Raw genomic sequence first — 25,205 nt, 5'->3', positions numbered from 1 at the left:
GGTATAATAGAAGCACTCCAGCATTAAGTTGCTGGAGTGTTTTTTTTAGGTCAATGTTATAGTGGTATTGATTAGAAAACCTTATTCTTCGCATAGAAAAAACTCACTCATTTATATTTTCACTTTTACTTTGCCTCTAAATGATATTAGAAGGTTAAGAACAATACTTCTAAATTCTGGTTTAATTTCTTTTAACTAGAGCTCGACTATTATTCTTATAAAATCTCTGTATTTTTAGATTTCAATGTCAGAATTAAACACAAATCAACTCAAGGCCGCACAATTCGAAGGCAAACATTTGCTGGTTCTAGCTGGAGCAGGGACAGGGAAGACGCGTACCATAATCGCAAGAGCGGTATATCTCATTAGCAAAGGAGTTGATCCAAGTAAAATTCAAATATTGACCTTCACCAAAAGAGCTGCAAGTGAGATCGTATCCAGGGTGAAAGCTTCCATGGGAGAGCAATCAGGTAAGAATCCGACCGGTTCTACCTTCCATTCTTGGTGTAATCAGCTACTTTATAACTTTCCTAATGTTTTCGGTACCGCAAAATTTACCATTATAGATGAAGATGATCAAGTCTCCATTATGAAAATGGTGTGCGGAAATCAAAAAGAAGCCTTTAAAAAACTAAGATTAAAGCCAAGGAAACTGGTAGATCTGTACTCTTTCGCAAGGAATACTAAGCGGAACCTAACAGACACCTTAACCGTCAAGTTATTCGATGACGTACCTGAGAATGAATTAGAAGAAAGATTAGCAGAAGTAAAACCACTGGTCGAATCGATTCTCCGTAAGTACGAGATGAAAAAGCGAGAAAGGAAGTATCTAGATTATGATGACATGATCCAGGTCGTGGCGAATCGACTCAATAAAGACCCGAAAGCAAGGCAAATTATTGGAAAGAAGTACGAACATTTGTTGATCGATGAGATGCAAGATACGAATCCACTTCAGTGGGAATTAATCAGACCATTTCAGCAAATTTGCCACTTGTTCTGCGTAGGTGATGACGCCCAATCCATCTATGCTTTCAGAGGTGCAGATTTCAAAAATATTCATAATTTCAAGAAGAATGTGAAGGATGCTGAGGTCTTCAGGCTGGAGGAGAATTATAGATCTACGTCTGAGATACTCGATGTTTCGAACTGGTTATTGGACAAGTCTACCTTGAATTATGAAAAACGATTATCAGCGGTACGAGGCAGTGGTATTAAACCAAAAATAATTAATGTTCCGAATGAATGGGAAGAAGGATACTTCATCGCTGCTAAGATCATTGAGAATTTTACAGAAAAGGACAAGGAGTACAATGATCACCTTATTCTCTCTAGATCTCAGAATTATACACGTTCGTTGCAAGCCATTTTTATAGAGAAGAAAATTCCTTTCGAAACCTATGGAGGCCGTAGTTTTATGGAAGCAGCTCACTTAAAAGATGTTTTTTCAGCTTTCCGAGTAGTAAATAATAACTTGGATGAAATTGCATGGGTCCGTTTTCTTACGTTCTGGGAAGGGATCGGAGAAATTTCGGCAGCGAAGTACATTCAGGAGTTAATTAATAAGGAAGATATAGAAGAGTGTATTCAGTGGTTAGAAGAAGGGAGTAAAGGCCCATTTGAAATGATAGAAACCCTGAAAGGCATTGCTTCGAATATGGACAAAATAGATAAAGCGGTCGAAGCAGCTTACGGAACGATGCAAGCACGATTAGCAATGAAATATGTTCAAGACTGGGATAAAAAACGGAAACCTGATTTTCCAATTTTGACGCTTTTAGCCAGAAATTACTCTAATCTTAGTGAGTTTATTACGGAATGCTTATTAGATAATTCTACGAAAATCAATAATTCTCCTACGCTGAAGAAGTCTGAAATTCAGGAGAATAAGGAAGAGGATGCGGTTATCATTTCCACTGTCCACTCCGCGAAAGGTCTGGAAGCAAGCACTTGTTTTGTGTTGAATGTTTCTCCGAAAGTGTATCCATCGGCTTGGTCACTAGGAGACATTGAGAAGGTAGAGGAAGATCGAAGAGTATTGTATGTGGCGCTCACCCGAGCTAAAGATGAGTTATTCATCACCCGAAGGACGAGTTCTATATATGCAGAAGATCATGTTACTGAAGATGGAAGTGCTGTACCAACTTACTTTCTGAACGAATTCCCTGAAGAGTTAACTGATCAGGTCTTCTACAGTCAAGAAAAAGGAGAGAGTGTCGATGCTCCGATTGCGAACGACTTCGACTTTGATTTCGGAATGGACTTTTCTTAGAAAAAACATTTGATAGCATGACCTCTAGTCATCCTATCAGTTTGGTTTTGGAGCAAGGCTTGTGATGTTAGCGCTTCACGGCGATGACAACAATTTTCAGAAGGACAGCTTTCTGCTGTTAGCGCTTCACATCGATGACATCAATTTCCCGAAGAACAAATTTAGTTCAAGAACAAATTCATCCCTTGCGACTTAAATTTATAGTCTTTGGCCATAAATTAGATACTCTCATAAAACAATATTTCTAGATTTCCGAGGTTTATATTTATAGTGCTTTTAAATGTTCTCGCTCTAGTATTTAATTTAAGATCAATTGAAAACCAAATTAAGTTTCTCGTTTCTATTACTTTTTTGTTCTTTAGCCATTTTAGCGCAAGGACAGAAGAGGGCTTTAAATTTTAATGCTGGGATATCAATTACAAAGCCTGACAAAAGAATATTTATAAGGTACAATCCCGTTATCATTGAACGGCTTAAGAGTGAAAGAATTTCTTTGTTAAATGAATATTATTATCAATTTTCCGCAGATTTTAGGCTCAAAAGGAAATTCTTTCTGACTATCGGTATGGGAACTTCGATCATATTCAATGATGCTGGTCGTATAATTGATTATACTTACTTTTTTCCTGGAAATCAACAACTAAAAGGATGGTGGAATAGATGGTATTTTAATACCAGCCTCCAGCCGAATTTAGGTATAAAGAGAAACATTCTTAATCATGGAGACTGGAATTATTACGTCGGAATTAACAATACATTCAGTCTTTCACTCTTTAAGTCTATGTACAATTCAGGCTTTCTTCTTCAGCATAGATTTAGTAGAGTAACTTTAGAGCCATTCGCGAATGAATTATTTATAAGTACTGGTTTACAAAAAGGTAGGAGAAGTTTTCATCTCGATTTCCGTGCAGTCCATATGAAATTTTTAGATGAGGCTATTGAAAATAATGGCAGTAAACTAGATTTTTACAATCCGTTTAAGATCAGGTTTCGAGTAGGATATAATTTGCATACTATATAATCAGCTTGTGATGTTAGCGCTTCACGGCGATGACAACAATTTTTCAAGGACAGATTTACTTCGATGAGTTTTTTTCATACTTAGATACCAGAATTTAAAGCCTTTCCCGTTTCAAGTAATTTTCCTGTCGAACAAATATCTACCCATTAAACTTACTTAAGTACAAATTTGAATTTCTAAACTTATTCGAAAACTAGCGTACAAAATAATCATGGGAATACTAACGACAGTGGGGAATACCCCTCAAATCAAACTTGAAAACTCCAGCGAAATGTTGGATATAAATCTCTATGCTAAGCTTGAGTTTTTAAATCCTGCAGGCTCTATTAAAGATAGAACCAGCCTAAGTATATTGGAGCATGCGCTCAGTAGCGGCGAAATAAATGAAAATTCAACCATTATTGAATCTAGTTCTGGAAATATGGCAATCGGTATAGCTCAGTTTTGCCGTTACCATAAATTGAAACTAATAATCGTAGTGGATCCGTTCGCGTTAGAAACGAATATTAAGATTATTAAAGCCTATGGAGCTAGAGTAATTAAGGTAGAAAAGCCCTCTCCATTAACAGGATGGTTGGGTGCAAGAATAAATATCATTCAGAAACTGCTTAAAGAATCTGGTGACATGTATTGGCCCAATCAATACAAGAACAAGATGAATCCGATGGCACATTACCAGACGATGAAGGAGTTTCATAATGGCTTAGATGCAGAATTAGACTACGTTTTCATTGCAACAAGTACTTGTGGCACTTTAATGGGATGCAGCAAATTTATTCGAGAACAAAACTTGAACACAAAACTGATCGCTGTCGACGCGAAAGGAAGTGTAATTTTTAGTAATAAACCTGGAAAAAGAGTGATTCCTGGACATGGAGCAAGCAAGCCTTCTCAGTTATTAGATAAAAGCCAAGTAGATGGAGTCGTTCTAGTAAGTGACTATGACTGTGTCTCCGGTTGCCAAAACCTTTTAACGAACGAAGGAATCTTCGCTGGAGGATCTAGCGGGGGAGTTTATACCGCGATCAATAGATATGCGAGCAACATAAAACCTGGAAGTAGATGCGGGATGTTAATTTGTGATCGAGGGGAAAGATACCTCGATACCATTTATGATGAGAATTGGGTGAAAGAAAATATAGCTTCAGAAGTTGAAACCATGGTTCATGCAGCATAATTCATCGATATCTAAATACAACATAGCGATTATCGGACTAGGGCCTAAAGGCTTATATGCCTTCGCTGAACTCACTAAGTTCCTATTATCAAGGAATATCAAAGAGGTAAATGTTTACTTGTTTGATAAGTCAGGTCAATTCGGGACTGGTCCAGTTTATAACTTGGATCAGCCGAAGTATTTATTGATGAATTACGAAAATGTCCATATCGATCATTCTTCTTTATACATCTCGGATGATCGTCGCAAAACTTATAATCAGATTGCAGAACCGAAAGAGCATTTTTCTTCGAGAGGCGAAATCGGTCGTTATCTCTTAGATCTTTATAATGACTTAAAAATCCAGTCATTGGGATGTTTTAATATTCAAGAAGTTAAAGATGCGGTCACTAATATCAAGAAATCAGAGGATAAGCTGTTCTTAGAAACGGCTAATGCAGAATTTGATCACATTGCTTTCGACCAGGTTATGATTACTTCAGGTCATAATACTTGCAATGCTTGTAAGCAGACATTTGATCAGATGATCAATTTTGTCTACCCGCCAGAGCAGAAACTAAAATCTATTGCTAAAGAAGATGTGGTCATCGTCAAGGGATTAGGATTAACATTTATAGATACTGTTTTAGGATTGACGGAAGGGAGAGACGGTCGCTTTACAGCAGATGGGCAAAAATTGAAATACATAAAATCAGGAAATGAACCGAAAACGATCATTCCTTTTTCACGAACAGGTGAATTGATGTTGCCACGAATGGAGACAAAACTTCCACCTAATTTTAGATTACGAAGCAAATCTCTTAACCAGATAGCTAAGAACAGGAAGGGCCAATTGGATTTTGAAGAAGATATTCTTCCAGCATTAGAGGATGAATTTGCCCAACAAGGAGGCAAAGGAAAGTTTGTTGATGCAGCTTCACTAAGTGATTTTACGATAGATGAACTGGTAAATATCGCTGAGGGAAATTCGTTTTCAGAAAAGATCGTTGCATCATTGATCTGGAGATTATTCTCAACAGCATTCAATAAAATATATAGTAACCGCGGACTGAATCCATCTGCTCATAGACAATTTGATCAATACTGGAAAGGAAAAATGCAGAGAGTAAGTTACGGCCCTCCATTGATAAATTATAAGAAAATTCAAGCTGTATATGAAGCTGGAATACTTGATTTTGCCTTTTCGAAAAGTCCAAGCATTGATTTTGAGCGTAAAAAAATAACAAACCATGATGGTCAATCTAGCACTTCGTTTACCTACTTAGTAGATGCTAGAATTCCTTCTAATAACATATTGAATAATCCATCTGAACTTTATCGGAATATGCTGAATTCAGGATTGATCAGGACAGCACGAAATGGTGACTACGACATGGGTTGTATAGATTTAGACTCAGATGGTCACGGCGTTAGTGAGGATGGAATGGTTATCAGCCAACTCACTTTTTATGGAATTCCTACCGAAGGGATAACCTATAACAACGATACATTATCCACGAATCACAACAACTATGCAATCAACTGGATTAAAGAAATACAAAAAGATTTCGAATATGAGCACTACAAAATTAACTCCGATTCTTCACAACTGGGTCCAAAACTTAAAGTCTCAGCCTAGCTTACTACGTGAAGCGATCGAAGAATACGGATCACCGCTCAATATTCATAACCTCGAACCATTCTACGAGAATGTCAATAAGTATAATGAGGTTTTCAGCAACTTAAATATCCAAGGGAAGGCCTTCTTTGCAAGAAAGGCGAATAGGTGTCTATCTCTTTTGACGGGTACTCATCAGCATAATTATGGGATTGATACTGCCAGTTATCATGAATTGAAGCAAAGCCTAGACCAAGGTGTAAGTTCTCACAATCTTGTAGTGACAGCTGCTGTTAAGCCCGATCAGTTACTGGAATTGGCCATAAAAAATGATGTGCTTATTATCATCGATAATCAGGATGAAGTCCAAGCGATAAGTAGATTAGCTGATGGAAAGAAGGTTAATGTTGGATTTCGATTGAGTGGATTTAAATTTAATGGAAGCAAGGCTTATAGTCGTTTCGGAATAGATATTCTAGATGCCAAGGATTTTATAACGGAGCATTTAGCATCGCATCCGAATCTCATCTATAAAGGGCTTCACTTTCATCTGGATGGATATGATTTAGATCAGAGAAGGTCGGCTTTATCGGATTGCATAGCTCTCAGTAGAGATTTAGAAGGAACGGAATTTATTGATATAGGTGGAGGATTGTTGATGAATTACCTTCAGTCTGAGGAAGAGTGGGAAGCATTTGATAAGCGGTTAAGGCAAGGAATATCTGGGAAATCTGAAGAGGTGACCTATAGAAATAATGGGTTAGGTTATGAATTGGTCAATGGTCAGGTTACAGGAAAGCTGAAGACTTATCCGTACTATAATAATTTAAACAAGGATAATGCCTTGCAATATATTTTGGAAGGTGAAATTGCGGATCAATTAAGAGCGGCTGGCATAGAATTGCGAATCGAGCCTGGTAGATCATTATTGGATCAAGTGGGCTTCACCATTGCTAAAGTTATTCATAGGAAAAAAGATCAGAATGGTGATCATCACATAGGTCTAGAAATGAATATGACACAGATGCTAAGTGGAAGTGCAGACTTTCTCCTTGACCCGATTGTCTTATACAACAATTCAGAAAATCTGGAACCAGTGGACGTCTATTTTACTGGTGCATACTGTCTAGAAAGGGATGTGTTATTAAAACGAAAAATTAGTTTAGATAGATTGCCTGAAGTAAATGATCTAGTGATATTCCCGAATACCGCTGGCTATATGATGCATTTTTTTGAATCAGAAGCTCACCAGTTTCCACTAGCTAAGAATGTATTTGTAGAAAATAAAAATGGAGTGATGGAATTTTCGAAAGATCAACTTTCAGATGTGCGCCATTAAAAATTGACATTTCACAAAAAACCAAAAACTGGAAATAAATAACGAATTAAGCTATAATGTCCTTTACCACTCGACCATGAACATCTGTTAACCTAAAATCTCTTCCTTGGAAAGTATAGGTCAATTTTTCATGATCTACACCAAGTTGATTTAAGATAGTTGCTTGAAGATCATGAATGTGAACTCGATCTCGTATACCAGCATAACCAATATCATCTGTTTCTCCGAAAGTCATTCCTGTCTTAATTCCTCCACCGGTCATCCACATCGTAAATGCTTCTCCGTGGTGATCTCGACCTTTGAATTTATTTGAAACACCTCCTCTGTTTTCTTGCATCGGTGTTCTTCCGAACTCTCCACCCCAGACTACTAATGTATCTTCTAGTAATCCTCTTTGTTTTAGGTCAATGATTAATCCTGTCATCGCTTTATCGATTTCCTCTACTCTTTCTAGAAATCCTCCATGCAAACTTTCGAAATTATTAGAGCCGTGGGAATCCCATCCTCTATGATAAAGCTGAATAAATCTGACATCTCGTTCTGCTAACCTTCGTGCTAGCAAACAATTATTGGCAAATGAGATTTTCCCAGGTTCTGTTCCATATAATTCATGGATATAATCTGGTTCAGAAGAAATATCCGTTGCTTCAGGAACCGTCATTTGCATTTTAAATGCTAGCTCATACTGCTTAATCCTTGCAAGAATTTCAGGATCACCGACTTCGTCGTACTCTTGCTTATTGATATTATTGATCGTGGTAATAGCTTCTTTTCTTAGATCTCTGGAAACGCCATCTGGATTTTTAACATAAAGTACGGCATCACCTTTACTTCTCAATTCCACACCTTGGTAGTGTGAAGGTAGAAACCCGCTTCCCCATAAACTCTTCCCTCCACTTGGAGCTGATTGTCCTGAAACAAGCACTACAAATCCTGGTAGATTTTCATTCATGCTTCCTAATCCATACGTTACCCAACTTCCCATGGCAGGCCTTCCTAGTCTAGGACCGCCCGTATGCATAAACAATTGAGCTGGGGCATGGTTGAATTCTTCTGTATGTACCGCTTTTAGAAAACAAACATCATCTACCACCTTTGAGAAATTAGGAAGCAGATCCGACGCCCAAGAACCGGTTTGGCCATACTGCTTAAAAGGAAACTGAGGTCCAAGCATATCAGGAACACCTTGAATAAATGCAAAACGCTTCCCTTTCAATAAAGAAGGCGGACAAGGCTTTCCATCTAATTTCTGAAGCAATGGTTTATAATCGAAAAGTTCCAATTGTGATGGAGCACCAGCCATGTGCAGGAATATAACCCTTTTGGCCTTAGGCATCACTTGTTTCGCTTGAACATTACTTAACAAACCACTCAGCGCCATTCCGCCTAATCCTAAAGAGGTATTCTTTAGAAACTCTCTTCGTTTCATTGCACTTTGAGCCCGACCTTGTAGTTCATTTAATATTTTCATGGATCTAAATTCTTATTTTTTTACCTATTTATTGTTGTAGTTATATCTTATTAACTCTTCATAATGACCTCATCTAAGTTTAAGAGCACATTGGCCACTAAACTCATCGCGCCATCTGAAGTATGGTATAATTTGACTAATTCTTCTAATCTTTTATCATCAGGTTCCTTCATCAGGACTAATTTATAACCGTATTTTAATTGGCTTTCTAATTCTGTCCCACCTTCCGTCATCATTCGCTCGGCTAATGCTTCGGATGCTTCTACAAATACAGGATCGTTCATGGTAACAAGTGCTTGCAATGGCGTATTCGTCCTGATTCGCCTCGAAACGCAAACTTCTCGACTAGGAACGTCAAATGTTATCATAGAAGGATAAGGACTTACTCTTCTCCAGAAGGTATACAATCCTCTTCTGTATTGGTCTCCATTTTCAGAGGTAGTCCATCGATCTACATGACGAATTACATTCCATACACCATCTGGCTGATGCGGCTTAACACTAGGTCCATACACTTTATCACTAAATAATCCACTTGCAACAAGCGCTTGATCTCTAATATTTTCAGCGGTTAATCTATATCGTGGTCCGCGAGCAAGCAAGTAGTTGTATTTATCTTTTTCGAGTAGCTCATCGTTGACCACAGAAGATTGCTTGTATGTTCTCGAAAGCACTATTTCTTTCAGTAAGGATTTCAAACTCCAGTCGTGTTCGTTCTGGAATCGGAGTGCTAAGTAATCGAGCAATTTTTGATTTTCAGGTTTTACACCCTGTGTTCCGAAATCTTCTAATGTATACACTAAGCCATTACCAAAGATTTGTTCCCAAAATCTATTCACAATAACTCTAGAAGTTAGTGGATTTTTTCCATCTACCAGCCACTTAGCAAATCCAAGTCGATCTTTAGAATATTCAGAAGGAGGAAGAAAATCAGGAGTATCTGCAATGACCGTATCACCATGTGATAACCAGTTACCTCTTACGAAGACTCGCGTTACACGACTTGAGTCGCCCTTAAGTTCTTCCATGATTGGAACGGCTCCAGCTTTCAGGGATACGAATTCGCTAATTTTAGCTTTATACTCATCAGAAAGCGTATCGCTTATGGATTCTATTTGTTTTTTTAAACTTGCACGATATGCTTTTTGCGCTGGAGAAAACAATACTTTTTTAGGTACATCCGAAGATAGATCGCTATCGACGGAATTGTTAAAATAGGCATATGCATTGTAGAATTCCTTATGGCGAATCGGATCGTATGGATGACTATGACATTGAACACAAGCCATTGTTGTTCCTTGCCAAACTTCGAAAGTGGTGTTTAATCGATCTATTACTGCAGCCACTCTATATTCCTCATCATCTGTTCCACCTTCATCATTGGTCATAGTATTTCTATGAAAAGCGGTAGCCAGAATTTGATCTTCTGTAGGCTCTGGTAATAAATCTCCGGCTAATTGCTCGATGGTAAATTCATCAAAAGGCAGATCTTGATTAAAAGCATGAATCAACCAATCTCTGTACCGCCAAATATTTTTTCTTAATCTATCTTTTTGATAACCTTGTGAATCTGCATATCGAGCAAGATCCATCCACATGGCAGCCCATCTTTCACCATAGTGCTGAGAAGAAAGTAGGCGATCTACCAAGTTTTCATAGGCATTGGGATCGGTATCATTTAAAAAGGCTTCTGTTTCTTCTAATGTAGGAGGAAGTCCTGTAAGATCTATACTGACACGTCTTAACAACGTTTCTTTCGATGCCTCTTCAGAAAAGCTTAGTCCATTTTTTACTAGGTTTTCTTCCACATATGCATCTATGTTTAATGGTTCTTCTATTTCAGGCATGACGTATGCCCAGTGGGTTTCAAATTTAGCGCCTTGGTCTATCCACTTTTCTAATATTTCTATCTCTTTTGGTGTTAAAGGCTCTTGACTTGGAGGCATCATTAGGTCCGGATCAGTAGATTTAATCCGATGAATCATTTCACTTTTAGAAGCATTGCCCGGAACGATTGCTCTTTTCCCTGATTTTGCTGCTTCGTATGCTTCTTCTATAAACAGAAAACTTAACCCACTTTGTTGCTTAACACCTCCATGGCATCCTAAGCAATTTTTGTTTAAAATCGGTCGAACTTGTTCGTTGAAATCTACTTTTTCACCAGAATTACCTGAAATAAAATAAGCAAACAAGGCTAACCCGATTACGCCGACGATGATGATAAGTTTTTTATTCATTGTTCTTTCGAGTAAAGTAAAACACTAATGTTAATATCTCCTGTTTTTACGCCTTTAGGCACATATATGGTCTTACATACACTTGATTTCCAGTAGTCGGATAATGTGGTATCTATTGCTCCTTTTTTAAAATCGTAAATTTTTCTTTCTCCAAGACCATTAGCCATAATTTGAAATGGCGCGTCTACTTCTCCTTTCACTAAAATATTAAGAATTTTTGGTTGCTCGTCTAATAGAACTGCAATTCTCTCTTCATTCTTTGTTACATCAGATACTTTCCAAAAGGTAGATTCGGCAACTTCAGTTTTTGAATTACAACTGATAATTAGTAAAAAAATTAGAATTCCAAAAACAAGTTTCATTTATAAAGTTTTATGATCTATTTTCCCTTCTAAAATAGGGATTGTAAAATGTATATAAAAATTTTTAGCTTTTTAACGCTTTTGTTCATGGTTTCAGCGTGTAAGACCACGCACAAGTTAAACGATAAGAACAATTACATCAATAAAATAGAACAAATAATTTCAAATGATTCTATCTTCAGAAATTCTCATACTGGATTACTAGTAAGAGATATCTCGACCAATGAAGATATAATAAAAATTAAAACTGATCAATATTTTACGCCTGCTTCTAATACTAAGTTACTCACATTCTATACATCGCTTAATATTCTTGATGATCGGATCAATGGTTTAAAGGTTTTTGAAAGTGCAGATTCTTTGATTATTTGGGGAACTGGAGATCCTACTTTTATGAACCATTATCTCAAGGAGAATGACTTTATCACGGAACGATTGAGAGCAACGAAGAAGCCAATATATTTATCTACTTCTAATTTTCACGATAAACACTTTGGTTCAGGTTGGTCTTGGGATGATTATAATTATGGCTACCAGGCAGATAAAAGTGGATTGCCAATGTATGGTAATCTGGTGAATTTCAGAAAAAAACTACGAACTTCTAACTTAGAAGTGGTGCCAGCATATTTTGAAAAACTTTTAGTGCCCAATGTGGAGGCTCAACGCTCGACATTTATCAGGGAAGAACAACAGAACATCTTTAACTACGATTATAATAAATTGAATAAGATAGGGAATGTTAATAGATATGTTCCATTTTTGACGTCGGATCAATTGGTTGTTGAATTATTAAGAGATCTTATTGGAAAAGAGGTAACACTGATTGATCAACAAAAACACATTGGCGAAGCCGAAAAAATAAAAACTGCACAAGTGGACAGCTTATACGAGTTATTGCTGCATCCAAGTGATAATTTTGTGGCTGAACAGTTGTTATTAAATTGCAGCTCAGAATTGTTCGATACAATGAATACTAGGAAAATCATTGATTGGTCAAAAGAGCATTTGCTTTCCGAAATGCCTCATCCGTTTCAGTGGGTAGATGGATCTGGATTATCCAGGTATAATATGACGACACCTGGAAACATGGTACACTTACTGGAGCTGATATATGAAAAAGTAGATCAAGAAAGATTATTTCGATTGCTTCCTACTGGAGGTGAAACGGGCACGATCCGAAATTTGTATGCTGCAGAAAAGCCATTTATACATGCGAAAACAGGTAGTCTCAGTAATAATCATTCCTTAAGTGGATTTCTAATCGGCGATAGCGGGAAGGTTTATGTATTTAGTTTGATGAACAGTAATTATCTGGTATCTACCCGAGAATTAAAAGGAGGAATGGATCGAGTTTTAAGAATTTTGAAGGCCAATTTGTAAAAAGATGGATTTGTGTTTTATTTCTTCTTTTCTTACTAAGCTAAAGAACAACGGAATTTTTGTTCTATAATTTGAAACCGAAACCAATGGAAACGCCATGTCTTTAATATGAAATATAGGGTAAGAATAGTTAAACTTACTAAAAACCAGCCAAGTTAATTATTAGAATACTTAGAAGTTGAATTGTCTGCTATCGCCAAACAAGATTTAATAAATCATACTTTATGATAATGATGTCATTACGGAAAGTGATAACATCAGATGAAGAAAATTGAGCATGTTCTATTTTGTGCTTCGCACTTTTAACGGAATGCAAACTCTTTCTTATCAATTTTTAATTTAGGTTTGCCTAGTTTCTCGATTGAATTTACAATCTTGGTTTTGTCTTCATCTGGAATTTGAGTTGGGATAAGTTTACTTAAATTTATTTTCAATAGCTTGCTAATAATTATTAAATCTTTTAAAGTAAAAGGAACAACACCATTCATTAATTCTGACATGTATGATTTGCTGTTATGTCCTAGAATACTTCCAAACTCTTGTTGATTCAATCCAAGTTTTTTGAGTTTGGAGATGATAAGCTTTTTTCTCGCATTTATAAATTCATTCTCATTTTGAACAATGATTTCAGCTTCATCATTTTCATCAACTTGCGAATCTGTTATTTTGTCCCTATTAGTCCAATATTTGGCCTCATATGCATAAATTAGTTCTCTTATCTGCTTCCTTTTTATCTTGGCTTCAGGAAATTCATTTGTCATTAATCTTAATTTCCTTTCAGCCATAGAAGCTCTTTCTAGTTCCAGTTCATTATTAATTTCGCCTCGTTTGATAAGTTGATCGATGTTAAATTCATTATTCATAATTATATCCAATTTTTAGCCTGAAGCCATTTACGGATTGTGTTCTTATTGTTTTTGAAGGTAGATTCATATTCATCATGGTTTCCACATCAAATAATTGTAGCTTGATCATCTTCCAATTCAATTAAAATCATTGTTCTGTCAAAAGAAATGTTGAAAAAATAAAAACCTTGCGAATGTACTTTATCTGCATCAGGTCTAATCATTTTAATTTCTTCTGGTTTTCACCAATTTGCACTTTTTAATATTTCTATTAGTTTATCAACTTCGTTTTTAAGCTTTCTATTACCTCTTTTCTTTTTGAGATGTTTTTCAAGAATATTTAAAGATGCTATCTTCATTAAACGTAAATTTACGAAATATAGTTCGTATTATTTAGGAACATTTGAATTCCGATTGATGATTTTGATTATATAAAGCTCCGACGAAATTATAATATTGACGATTCTAGATTAAATTCATATAAAATAAAGAGACAAATTTGATATAGAATTATATCTAGTGAGAAAACACATCAAACCTAGCAATTCCACATTTATTCATCTTTTTAGATTAAATCAAAACATTTACCTAAGTCATACAGATCTGTAAATAGATATTTTACTCTTCCACAAATGTAAATTGCCTATCATATCGTCGAAAATCGAGGTGAAATGTTGACAATTAGAATGATTTAGGCGAATTTACACGGACCTAACACTGCCTTAAACCTTAGAACCTAAACCCGTGAGAAGTAGTACCCTTTTTACCATACTTCTGTGTATGGTATATTATACCTGTAGCGCCCAAAATTTTAGTCAATCAAATCTTGATTATAATGGATTTTCACCTGTCAATAGCGCAACGTCATTAACATATGGACCTGATGGTCGATTGTATACATTGGATATCGATGGTCAGATTAATATCTACTCCATTCTTAGAATAGCCAAAGACAATTATCAAGTTACTGCTTCGGAAACACTTAATTATGTTAAAAACCTAACGAATCACGATGATGATGGAAGCGTTAATAACAGTGTGAATATACGAGAGGCTACTGGACTAACCGTAGCAGGAACAGCAAATAATCCAGTGATCTATGTTACATCAAGTGATTCCAGAATTGGTGGTCCCAGTGGTGACCTGAATTTAGATACTAATTCTGGGATTATATCTAGACTAATGTGGAATGGTGGTTCTTGGGTCGCAATAGATTTAGTTCGAGGATTGCCTAGATCAGAAGAAAATCATGCAACGAACGGGCTAGAATATGTCACCATTAATGGCTCGGATTATTTAATTGTTTGTTCTGGAGGTCATACGAATGCAGGTTCTCCATCAGATAATTTTGCTTGGACAACAGAATATGCCTTATCTGCAGCGATTTTATCGGTAAATTTAACAATGCTCGAAGGAATGAGCCTCCCTTATGATATTCCTACATTAGATGATCCGACTAGAGATAATGTGCATGCGAATGGTTCAGCAGCATCGGAAGATCCTAATAGTGCAAATTATTCGCCAATAGATATCAATGATCCTTTCGGAGGGAACGACGGACTAAACCAAGCGATGATCGTTCCTGGTGGACCAGTGCAGATTTTTTCCCCGGGATATAGAAATGCATATGACTTAGTCGTTACAGAAAACGGTCGGGTTTATGTTACAGATAACGGACCAAATGGTGGCTGGGGTGGATTGCCACAGAATGAAGGTGGAGGAAGTGTGACGAACCAATATCTTAGTAATGAACCAGGAAGTTCAAGTTCTACTGGGGGAGAGCAAGTCAATAATCGAGATCACTTAACAAAAGTCACAGACAATATACAGACCTATACTTTTGGGTCTTTTTATGGAGGACATCCTTCGCCGATTAGGGCGAATCCGAATGGAGCTGGACTGTATACGAATCCCGGAGTGAATAGTATTTCCTCTCTTGCCTATTTCAGGACCAATACCTATGATCCGAATGGCTCTACACCAGGTTCTACTTCTAACGTTAATCAAGGCCTGCCTGCAAATTGGCCGCCAGTTCCAACGGCAGATCCCATACAAGGAGATTTTAGATCCACAGGAGATTCGAATCCAGAAGGCACGAATGATATTTATGTCACGACATGGAGTACGAATACAAACGGTATCGATGAGTATACTGCATCCAATTTTGGTGGTGCAATGAAAGGTAATTTAATCGCTGGAAAAAGTGGAGGGAAGTTGTTCAGGGTAGCATTAAATGGAAGCGGCAATCTTGCTAGTCTCAATGAATCTTTCCAGACAAATCTGGGAGGAAACCCATTGGGAGTGACTTGTAATGGAGATAATGATCCTCATCCAGGAACCATTTGGGTCGCTACTTTTAACGGAAATATTAAAGTGCTAGAACCAGCGGATGCGATTAATTGCTACTTGCCTGGACATCCGAGTTATTCCGCAAGTGGGGATAACGATGCAGATGGATATACGAATCAAGATGAAATAGATAACAGAGGATCACAGACGATAGAAAGTGTAATTTGCAGTCCTGGAAATCAACCGAATGATTTCGATAAAGATGCGGGTGGAAACTTGGTTTCTGACTTGAATGATCACGACGATGACAACGATGGTATCCCAGATTCCAATGATCCATTTCAGTTAGGTGATTTTTTAACTGGTGGAACAGATGCTTTCAACTTACCCATTATTAATGAATTATTTTCTGATAACAGTACTTTACAAGGTTATCTGGGTCTTGGCTTAACGGGAATGATGAATAATGGCGCGACTAGTCCGAATTGGTTGGACTGGATAGACCTTCCAGGTGACGGGCCGAATCCAAATGACTTGTTAGGTGGAGCAGTTGGCGCAATGACGATGCACATGGGATCGGGAACAGCTTTAGGTTCTACAAATAATCAAAGAAAAGCTTTCCAATATGGTGTGAATGTGGACCAATCTACTGGAGGATTTATCATTTCTGGTCGGCTTTTTAATTTTCACGCTCCACTTCAATTGTACCATACTTCATCTCCAGTGGATGGTGAATTGGGAATTTTTATGGGTGATGGGACACAGTCGAACTACATCAAACTAGTCCTGAAAAAGTCAGGAATTCGCTTCCAACAAGAAATTAATGATGTAGCCCAGACGCCCATTGACCTAAATATTTCTGCTGGTAATCGTCCTCAAGATCCGAATGATAACGTCATTTTTAAATTTAGTGTCAATCCAGAAACAGGATCTGTTCAAGCACTTTACTCTTTTGATCAAGGGAATTCGTTTCAGACTGTCGGCATCATAAGTGCTCAAGGCTCGATCCTTCAAGCCATTCAAAATTCGAACACACCTCTGGCAGTTGGACTAATTGGGACATCGAATCAAAGTAATGTGGAATTAGAAGGTTCATGGGATTACCTCAAAGTAGAAGGTTCACAACCGACGATAGAGCAAGTGTTCCCAGATATTAATGTTGCGGTGAACGCACCCAATAATCAGTTTAACTTGGATAATTATTTTAATGATAACGATGGCGACGCAAATCTAGATTACAATTTGCAGTACAATTCCAATTCGGCGATTAATGCTTTTGTATCTGGAAATACATTGACCTTAGATTATCCTAATTCAGAAGAAAATGCTTCGATTATTATTCGGGCGACAGATCAGAATGGACTTTATGTCCAGCAGAGTTTTCAGGTCAATGTTGCAGATGACCAAGAACCTACATCCATCATAAGAATTCGGCCTGGAGGAAGTGATATTGCAGATACACCAACATGGCAAGGTATTCCTAATACTGGTAGTTATGTAGGTCAAAATTTCAGTGTGAATACTGGAAATATTGCGGGAGAAGCCTTTTCAAATAGACATGCCTCGCTACCAGCTTATGTTCCAATGTCACTGTTTAATAAGGAAAGATGGGATAATTCTGATGGCCCAGAAATGCAGTTTGACATCAATTTAACCAATGCGGAATATAAGGTAAGGCTTTACTTGGGAAATTGGTATTCAGGAACAAATCAAGTAGGTGAACGCATCTTCGATATTCGTATGGAAGGTCAGATAGTGGAAAATAATTTTGATCCTGTAGCGAGATTCGGAAATGAAACTGGCGGTATGGTCGAACATGATGTTGTGGTCAATGATGGAACATTAAATATCTTATTTGAACATGAAGTGGAAAATCCGAATGTTTATGGAATAGAAGTTTTAGGATATCCGGTGGCTATTCAGCCTATTTCAAATATGTCTAATGAGAGTGGAGATCTGATCAATATGCCAGTTTATGCTAGCGGGGGAAAAACAGGTTCTTACCAGTTTACTGCTTCAGGACTGCCCGATGGTATTCAGATAGAACCAAGCACAGGTCTTGTTTTCGGAACACTAACCACAAATGCAGCAGCGAATAGTCCTTATAATCCTGAAATTACCGTCATAAGGAATGGAAGTATTCCCGCAACGACCACTTTTAACTGGGCAGTTGCTGCACAGACATGGCATGATCAGTCAGATGATGAAAATTATACGGCGAGGCATGAATGCTCATTTGTTCAGGCTGGGGACAAATTCTACTTGATGGGTGGACGAGAAAGTCCTAAAAACCTGGATATTTATGATTTTGGAAACAAAACATGGTCTACGATTTCCAATTCAGCACCGAAAGAATTTAACCATTTTCAGGCTACGGAATACAATGGACTGATCTGGATAATTTGTGCATTTAAGGATAATGGATTTCCAAATGAAGCGCCTGAAGAAAATATCTGGATGTATAATCCAGCGAATGATGAATGGATAGAAGGGCCTGCAATTCCTGCGAACAGAAGACGTGGTTCTGCAGGAATTGGCGTATATAATGATAAGTTCTACATCGTGGGTGGAAATACCATTGGTCATAATGGTGGATATGTGTCTTGGTTTGATGAATTCGATCCAGCGACAGGGCAGTGGACACAACTTATAGATGCACCTAGAACTCGAGATCACTTCCATGCTCAAGTGATAGGAGATAAGTTTTATGTGGCAGGAGGACGAAGGTCGGGCGGAGCAGGTGGAACATTTGCTCCTTTGATAGCGGAAGTCGATGTCTATGATTTTAATACTTCCCAGTGGACATCCGTTGCAGATATTCCTACGCCTAGAGCTGCGCCAGCAGTTGCTAATCTTGGAGGAAAGCTTTATGTCATGGGAGGCGAAATCCAAACCGACCTGAATGGTCAGTCGGTCAATGATGCGGTAAAAACAACAGAATCATTCGATCCTTCCACTGGTCAATGGTCCACAGAAGCCAATCTAATAACGGAACGACATGGAACACAAGCCATCGTTTCAGGGACTGGAATTCATGTGACTTCGGGTTCTGATAAATTGGGAGGAGGTAGAATTAAGAAAATGGAATATTTTGGAGATGATAATCCTAGTGGCTCAGCTTCTGATGCTTGCGAATTGACGGGACCTTCGTCCTTGGAAGTTCCCATTGGAGGAACGTTGGCTTTTAATCTTTCAGCGGTGAATGGTAATGTCGGCGTTGCCTTAAAAGGTATAAGCATTTCGGGAACAAATGCAGCAGAATTTTCCACCGACCAGTCTTTTAGCTTTGCATTTTTAAAGGCTGGGACCTCAAAAAACATTATAGTTTATCACAATGGAAGCCAAGGAGGAAAGAGTGCAACATTGAATGTCGCCTATGATGATGGAGTTACATTAGGGATTCCAATAACGACGGCAGAGGACTTGGGGTCATTACAATTAACATTGGAACTTCAAGGAAAATCAGATCATAGTGGTCCAGTTTTAGTCCAGCTTTGCAACGCGTCTAATCAACAAATTATAAATAGTTCTTTTACCGCAGATGCAAATGGAAACATAAGCGTTCCGAATATTCCTGTGGGCAGTTATAAACTTTATTTAGGTAAAACGGGGTACTTGAGAAAGGCAGTGACCAATTTAAGCATTGCGGCAGGTTCAAATTCACTTTCATTATTGGAAAGTCAAGGCAAGGAATTGCGAGCAGGCGATATTAACAATTCGAATAGCGTGAACAATACAGACTTGAATTTGATGAAGTCGGGATATTATTTTTTCAGTGGAAATGCCTCCTTTGATGCGGATCTTGATCTGAATTCGGACGGAGGAGTAACCATAGAGGACTATTCTATCTTGGCATCTAATTACGGGAATACAGGAAAAATCGCTTGCTCTGGCACACAATCCCAAAGTGAGAACAACAATGTTTCTATGGTCAATCTGAAGACGACTCCAGCAAGCATATCTCTTGCAGAAAACGAAATTTCATCTTTTTATATAGCTATAGAAAATGCAGGAAATGTACCTGTGGATGGAATAGATATTCGAATGGTATATGATGCTGGATTACTGGAAGTTCTTGAGGTAGTGGATGTTTACGGCTGGTCTGATGTTTTGATGTCTGAAATTGTACCAGGCAATAGTCGATTCCATTTTGCAGGAGGAACTACGGGAAACGGGCCGAGTAACAATCGAAATTTGCTTAAAGTTAAGGTGAGGGCGATTTCTGGAAATGTAACAAACACCAGTTTTTACTTTGATCGCTCAGCTCCGATGATGACCGAGGTAGCAGCGAAAGGATATCCGATTTTAGATCAAGTCACTGGACTTAATATTGATTTATTGGGATCGTGCGTAGAAACGAGAATGATTTCGCATACACCGATCATAGATGCTTCTTTTTTGGCAGGACAGAAAATCATGGTAATGGGTAATTCAAATGTGGTGAATTCAGCGATTTTCGATGCACCAATTGTGGAAATAAACGGAAATGTGGTATTGCCGCCGAATGTGGTGGTGTCGGTGAAGAAGGATGGGTGTGAGTAGGGCAATGCTATTATAATTTATATCTTTAATTTACTTCCTAGCAATAATGATTGGAGAATTACTCAACTTATATTTCTTAATATCAAGTTCGGAGAATGTTAATTTCTCAATTTTAAATCCGACTTCTTCAAGTCTTTCTTTCAATCCATTATAAGAATAGACTCTAACATGATCCTTTTGCCCGAAATGAATAAGTCTTTCACTTTCAGTAACTAGATTTTTGTCCTCATATATTTCGCCTTCTTTATAAGGTGTTTGAATAAGACAAATCCCGTCTGGTGTTAAAATTCTGTATAATTCTAAAAAGGCCAAATGATCGTCCATTATATGCTCTAAAACATGTAAGCAAATAGCAACTTGAAAAGAATTGTCAGGTAATTGTGTGTCTGTAATATCTAAATTAGCTTCTGCTTCAAATTCACTACTATAATCAGTTGATAAATAATGACCGCTATAAACATTTTTAAATTTTTTCATTAAAGATGAATCAGGCGAAAAATGCAGGATAGTTTTATAGTTGTCTAGCCCAATAGAATTAAGGTACATCCAGATACTTCTTGCCCTACCTATGCTTCCGCAACGAGGACAAATCTCATTACCATTAGCTGCTAAAAAAAATTTCTTAAATGAAGTTCCGCAGATATTACACCAAACATTATTCCCTTTATATATTCCATAAGTTAGTGATCTTATAGTCGATTTTAATTTTCTATAAATGTTATCTGGAAGGAATAATTTGAAAAAAGTAAGACTTTTTTCATAAAAATTAATTTTCATTTTCTGAATTAGAATAAGCATCCAAAATGCAATTTAAAAAAATGAATTGTAGAAAATGTACAATTTAATTCAGAGGGACACGATCTTTATTTGAAATATTATTTAGAAATTTAATATTATGATTAAATCATTTTCAACTTTGACAGACCAAATTACTTCTTTAGCTAGTCCTTACTTTTTCAAAAAACGTCTTGATTGTTAGTCCCATTATATGAGCACTAATTACCTTCCCCCTTCCGCTCCACAACCAGCAATGTCACCAGCACAACAATAGAAATAAAAAGCCCTAGAAACTCGCGAACCAATTCAATATAAGGCGAACTTGCCTTCATACTATCTACAATACTTGGCATTCCGTCATTCACCCACTCCATTGCATTCGGTAATAAGGTAAACATCCAAATCGTAGAAACAGCGAGCATTATGTAGATGTATGCCTTTCTATTGATCCGAAAAGCTGTTCCGAAAATAACTCCAGCTACGAGCAAGTAATAAATAATCCATTTCACGCTGTCTGGATCATTCCATTGAAAGTAGGCGAACAAAAGAAATATTGTTCCAAGCAATGAAAGTGATATTTTCCTAAGCATTGTCCATTAAAATTCTATTCTATAGGCCAATATTGGAATCATTCCCAGTTGCTTTCGTACATAGCTTTCACCAGTCAGAAAATCTATATCTGTAGAAGCATCATTTTCTTTATTCGCAAGATTCTGAATATCTAATGATATACTTTTTGCAAACTTCCGATAATTCCCTTTTCTAAGATTGTAGACAATCCTAAAATCAATTCGCTCGTAATCTGCTAGCTGAACCACCGGCGCACTTGAAAAATCATATGATGTCATGAAATTAGTAGATCCTGCTACTGCAGCAATCGGAAATTCTTTCAATCCTCCTCTAACGTGATATGAAATACTAGTCACTAACTCTTTGTCTTTTCTTAGTGGTCGATTATAACTCGCAATTACATTATAGCTGTTCTCAAAATCAAAGGTATTGTTCAAGTCGAAATTCCCATCGCGCCCATAATCGGAATTAAATACAGTTCCGTTAGCTGATAAAGAAAGCCCATTCAACCAAAGGTTCATAGAACTAAATCCTAGTGAAACGCCTTGCGATCTAGCATTTCCACTATAGTCATACTCACCCATCAGCGGATGATCTAATCCCGTATATTGAGAATAATTCGATGTTTTTTCCATCAAAATATTGTTCATGTGATGGCTGAAAGCACTCATAAATACGGTATACTTTCTCTTTTTCAATCTTAAAATACCTTCAAAATGCAATGCTTTGATCTCTTCTGGTTTAAATTCATATGAAAAGGAAGAGGCTGTAAGAATTTGTGTATTCCTTCTGGCTCCGATTTCTGCTTCTAATGAATTACCCAATTGCCCGATGACTTTCAAGTGTGGTTCTAAGTTGAAATGACTTGTTACACTGTTAAATGTTAAGCCACTCCCTCCAGAAATATAAAGTTTATCTGTCTGCCATTCATAATTAGCATAAGGCATGATGTTGAAATTACTAAAACCTACACCGTTATTATCAGTGCCTGTTAACACATGTCTGCTATTGATTCGCGAATCATCGATGTAATGCATGTTTGCACCAAAATGAAAGTTCCTCTTATTGAAATCAAACAAAGCACTAGTCACCGTTTGTTTAAGATGAACGCCTCTAAGTAAGTAAGGATCGTCTATTTCTGAACGCCATTGATCTTCTTTCGCTGAGAAATTTAAAGCACTTTTTAAACTCAGACCGTTCCATTTCTTAGAAAATGTCAGCCCACTCAGGATGATTTCTGAATCGAAGTAAATATCTTGAATATCCTTAAATGTTTTTACGGAATCCTTTTCTGCAAGCGCATCTTTGTAGTTGTGACTTTTCCCCAAGATCACGAAACCGCTCAATTGGGTATCCTCCTTATCGATCAGATCAAACTTGGTAAATAGATCTTGGTATATGATCTCTTCACCACCAAAATCAAGTCCTAATACACCCGTAAGAATTCCTACCGTTGAATATCGATAATTCGCTTGAAAACCTGGAAGTTTCTTTCCTTCAAATCCTAAGCCTGCTTCTAATCCCACTAAACTTAGATTCAAGTAAGAATTGTTGAAATTTGAAAAATTTACATTAGAGTTTCCTGCAATGGAATTGTTCCTAGGCGTGGAATATGGAGCGCTTTGGAAATCATAAGAACCGATGACTTGAGCACTGATCATGTTGACCCCTCCTGCATTCGGACTGCTAATATCTGATAAAGTACCCGCGTTGCTTTGATGATTCGGGTTAACGATAAGTCCATCGTTAAGTGTCCAATTAACAAAGTTAGAAGGCATCCCTTTGTATAATATGGAGTTGGCTTGATCATTGGATGTAGAAAATCCTGGCGCTTTTAATATAAGACGCGATGGATCTTCATATGCTCCAGGCAAAACCTGAAATTCCTTCCTATTAAAGGAGACATTATCCGATAGAAATGGATTCGCAATAATGATTGGGTTCACGGCAATGTTCATTTCGTCCACGATCATCTGGATGACCAAGTCTTCCGTACGCTCTGCCAATTTAACTTGCATAGGAACATAACCTAAGTAAGTTATATTTAATTCAAGCGGATAGCCTAATTCAACACGGATTCTGCCATCCATATCTGTGATCAATTGTATGCTATTTCCTTCTGATTTGGCAATGACATTAGCCCCGATTAATGGATCTTTCGTATCCTTATCGATAATGGTAATATCAGCTTGCCCTAAAGCCCATTGACCTAAAAAAAGAAATAGAATTAATGTTGCTACTCTCAAAGACCCATTATTTTATTTAATAAATTACTATCTACATCTTGCCCTGCGAAATCATCAAATGCGCGCTTCACTGTTTCGATGATATGATTTTCTATAAATGGCGCACCTTCTGCCGCACCTTGGCTTGAATCTTTTATGCAACATTCCCATTCTAAGACTGCCCATCCATCATACCCATATTGGGATAATTTACTAAAGATAGCACCAAAATCTACTTGTCCATCACCTAATGAACGGAATCTTCCTGGTCGATCTGCCCAGTTCTGGTAACCTCCGTATACACCGCTTCTTCCAGTCGGATTGTATTCTGCATCTTTAACATGGAAGGCTTTAATGCGTTCATGATAAATGTCAATGAAATCTAAGTAGTCCATTTGCTGTAACACGAAATGCGAAGGGTCGTAATTGATGTTTGCTCTTTTGTGACCTTTACAAGCTTCCACGAACATTTCAAAGGTAATTCCATCGTGCAAGTCTTCACCAGGGTGTAACTCATAACACAGATCTACTCCGTTGTCTTCCGCTACATCTAGAATCGGAACCCATCTTTTCGCAAGTTCTTCGAAAGCCGCTTCCACTAATCCAGCTGGACGTTGTGGCCAAGGGTACATGGTCTGCCATATTAACGCACCAGAAAATGTAGGATGAGATGTCAAGCCCATATTATTAGAAGCTTGAGTGGTCCAGTTTACTTGTTGGATCGCCCATTCGGTTCGCGCTTTAGGATTTCCGTGCACTTCTGCTGGAGCAAAAGCATTAAACAAGTCATCGTATGCTGGATTCACAGCAACCAACTGTCCTTGAAGGTGGGAAGCGAGTTCCGTTATTTCTAACCCGTGCTCTGCAATTCTACCTTTAAGTTCATCACAATAAGTTTTGCTTGTCGCCGCTTTTTCAAGATCTATTAGCCTAGCGTCCCAAGTTGGGATCTGAATTCCTTTATAACCTAGGTCAGCCATATACTTACATATTCCATCCAAAGAATTGAATGGCGCCTCATCTGCCATAAACTGTGCTAAAAATATTGCTGGTCCTTTTATTGTTTTCATGTTTTTTAATTTAAATTGGTAAACTGTGAAA

Annotated in this window: 15 protein-coding genes; 7 read left to right on the top strand and 8 right to left on the bottom strand. The window is 37.5% G+C overall.

Going from position 1 to position 25,205, the window contains the following annotated elements:
* Positions 1-244 precede the first annotated feature (244 nt).
* From L2586_RS04915 to L2586_RS04895, 5 genes are all read left to right on the top strand, one after another.
* Positions 245-2,272 (top strand): ATP-dependent helicase, encoded by a 2,028-nt coding sequence (locus L2586_RS04915; protein WP_235291676.1) that lies wholly within the window; start codon positions 245-247, stop codon positions 2,270-2,272.
* Positions 2,273-2,585: 313 nt separating this feature from the next.
* Positions 2,586-3,293 carry a hypothetical protein gene (locus tag L2586_RS04910; protein ID WP_235291675.1) on the top strand — a complete coding sequence of 236 codons (708 nt, stop codon included), beginning with the start codon at positions 2,586-2,588 and terminating at the stop codon, positions 3,291-3,293.
* Between the two features lie 211 nt (positions 3,294-3,504).
* Positions 3,505-4,470, top strand: a complete 966-nt coding sequence (gene sbnA / locus L2586_RS04905; protein ID WP_262914106.1) for a 2,3-diaminopropionate biosynthesis protein SbnA — start codon at positions 3,505-3,507, stop codon at positions 4,468-4,470.
* Positions 4,460-6,088 (top strand): FAD/NAD(P)-binding protein, encoded by a 1,629-nt coding sequence (locus L2586_RS04900; protein ID WP_235291673.1) that lies wholly within the window; start codon positions 4,460-4,462, stop codon positions 6,086-6,088. The genes sbnA and L2586_RS04900 overlap by 11 nt, the downstream gene beginning before the upstream one ends.
* On the top strand, positions 6,024-7,406 hold the full coding sequence (locus L2586_RS04895) for a type III PLP-dependent enzyme domain-containing protein (protein WP_235291672.1): 1,383 nt from the start codon (positions 6,024-6,026) through the stop codon (positions 7,404-7,406). The genes L2586_RS04900 and L2586_RS04895 overlap by 65 nt, the downstream gene beginning before the upstream one ends.
* 46 nt (positions 7,407-7,452) lie before the next feature.
* Here the strand turns inward: L2586_RS04895 and L2586_RS04890 are convergent, their stop codons facing one another.
* Genes L2586_RS04890 through L2586_RS04880 form a run of 3 tightly spaced genes read right to left on the bottom strand, consistent with a single transcriptional unit; the run spans position 7,453 to position 11,476 of the window.
* Positions 7,453-8,877 carry a DUF1501 domain-containing protein gene (locus tag L2586_RS04890; RefSeq protein ID WP_235291671.1) on the bottom strand — a complete coding sequence of 475 codons (1,425 nt, stop codon included), beginning with the start codon at positions 8,875-8,877 and terminating at the stop codon, positions 7,453-7,455.
* A gap of 50 nt (positions 8,878-8,927) precedes the next feature.
* Positions 8,928-11,114, bottom strand: coding sequence for a PSD1 and planctomycete cytochrome C domain-containing protein (locus tag L2586_RS04885; protein WP_235291670.1), 2,187 nt, complete (start codon positions 11,112-11,114; stop codon positions 8,928-8,930).
* Positions 11,111-11,476: a hypothetical protein gene (locus L2586_RS04880; RefSeq protein ID WP_235291669.1), complete on the bottom strand. Its 366-nt coding sequence runs from the start codon at positions 11,474-11,476 to the stop codon at positions 11,111-11,113. The genes L2586_RS04885 and L2586_RS04880 overlap by 4 nt, the downstream gene beginning before the upstream one ends.
* A 48-nt stretch (positions 11,477-11,524) precedes the next feature.
* Between L2586_RS04880 and L2586_RS04875 the strand changes: the two genes are divergently transcribed.
* The gene (locus L2586_RS04875) at positions 11,525-12,856 is read left to right on the top strand and encodes a D-alanyl-D-alanine carboxypeptidase (protein ID WP_235291668.1); all 1,332 of its coding nucleotides are present in this window, start codon (positions 11,525-11,527) and stop codon (positions 12,854-12,856) included.
* A 302-nt stretch (positions 12,857-13,158) separates the two neighbouring features.
* Here L2586_RS04875 and L2586_RS04870 read toward each other — a convergent pair whose 3' ends face one another.
* Positions 13,159-13,719 (bottom strand): helix-turn-helix domain-containing protein, encoded by a 561-nt coding sequence (locus L2586_RS04870; protein ID WP_235291667.1) that lies wholly within the window; start codon positions 13,717-13,719, stop codon positions 13,159-13,161.
* Between the two features lie 762 nt (positions 13,720-14,481).
* Here L2586_RS04870 and L2586_RS04865 point away from each other — a divergent pair.
* Positions 14,482-20,532 (top strand): Kelch repeat-containing protein, encoded by a 6,051-nt coding sequence (locus tag L2586_RS04865; protein ID WP_235291666.1) that lies wholly within the window; start codon positions 14,482-14,484, stop codon positions 20,530-20,532.
* Between the two features lie 30 nt (positions 20,533-20,562).
* On the opposite strand, the gene L2586_RS04860 is transcribed toward L2586_RS04865, so the two are convergent.
* From L2586_RS04860 to L2586_RS04845, 4 genes are all read right to left on the bottom strand, one after another.
* Complete coding sequence (locus L2586_RS04860; protein ID WP_235291665.1) at positions 20,563-21,309, bottom strand: class I SAM-dependent methyltransferase; 747 nt, start codon at positions 21,307-21,309, stop codon at positions 20,563-20,565.
* Between the two features lie 218 nt (positions 21,310-21,527).
* Positions 21,528-21,899, bottom strand: coding sequence for a transmembrane 220 family protein (locus tag L2586_RS04855; protein ID WP_235291664.1), 372 nt, complete (start codon positions 21,897-21,899; stop codon positions 21,528-21,530).
* Positions 21,900-21,905: 6 nt separating this feature from the next.
* Positions 21,906-24,125 (bottom strand): carboxypeptidase-like regulatory domain-containing protein, encoded by a 2,220-nt coding sequence (locus tag L2586_RS04850; protein WP_235291663.1) that lies wholly within the window; start codon positions 24,123-24,125, stop codon positions 21,906-21,908.
* The gene (locus L2586_RS04845) at positions 24,122-25,174 is read right to left on the bottom strand and encodes a sugar phosphate isomerase/epimerase family protein (RefSeq protein WP_235291662.1); all 1,053 of its coding nucleotides are present in this window, start codon (positions 25,172-25,174) and stop codon (positions 24,122-24,124) included. The genes L2586_RS04850 and L2586_RS04845 overlap by 4 nt, the downstream gene beginning before the upstream one ends.
* Positions 25,175-25,205: the final 31 nt, after the last annotated feature.

This window comes from Portibacter lacus, assembly GCF_021533215.1.
GTDB lineage: Bacteria > Bacteroidota > Bacteroidia > Chitinophagales > Saprospiraceae > Portibacter > Portibacter lacus.
Note: the sequence above shows the minus strand (reverse complement) of the source record. Positions and strands in the feature narration are given on the sequence as shown.